Genomic DNA, 562 nt, shown 5'->3' with positions numbered 1-562 from the left:
TTCTTCTTTTGCTTCTGGCTGTTCAATCACAGCCTCATCTTTCTTTTCTTCAATATCAATATCTACTTCAGGTCCTGAAGTATCTAAATCAACTGTCTTTTTTTCTTCTTCTGGCATAGTTATCCTCCTATGTTAAAACTCATGCAAGATGTCCTCTGGACTATCAATTGTTGCTAACACTTCATCGTCGTTTAGCAGACGCATCTCCCCACCTTCTATTTTGATTCGNCTNCCNGCATACCTTGCAAACATAATCCAATCTTTCTCCTTGCACCATGGACCTTCAGGATACCTCTCTTTATCCTTATAACATTGTGGACCCATGGCCATAACTAAACCTACTTGTGAAGCAACTTGTTGTCGCTCTAAAGTATCTTCAGCTAATATTACTCCACCTTTAGTTTTCTCTTTCATCTTAAAAGGCAAAACTAAAAGTCTCCAGCCAGTTGGCTTTGGTAATTTTGGTTCTTCTTTTGAAGGTTTTACACCAACAAGTTTATTGTTTGGTGTTAATATCGATGACTGTTCCTTTTCCATTTTGCTCCTTATCTTCTAGCAGGTT

The 562-nt window shown here is 38.1% G+C and carries 1 protein-coding gene; it reads right to left on the bottom strand.

What is annotated here, in order from left to right; all coding sequences use genetic code 11:
- Positions 1–132: 132 nt before the first annotated feature.
- The gene (locus A3712_RS24110) at positions 133–537 is read right to left on the bottom strand and encodes a co-chaperone GroES (protein ID WP_063525260.1); all 405 of its coding nucleotides are present in this window, start codon (positions 535–537) and stop codon (positions 133–135) included.
- Between the last annotated feature and the right edge of the window lie 25 nt (positions 538–562).

The organism is Vibrio sp. HI00D65 (assembly GCF_001635455.1).
GTDB lineage: Bacteria > Pseudomonadota > Gammaproteobacteria > Enterobacterales > Vibrionaceae > Vibrio.
Note: the sequence above shows the minus strand (reverse complement) of the source record. Positions and strands in the feature narration are given on the sequence as shown.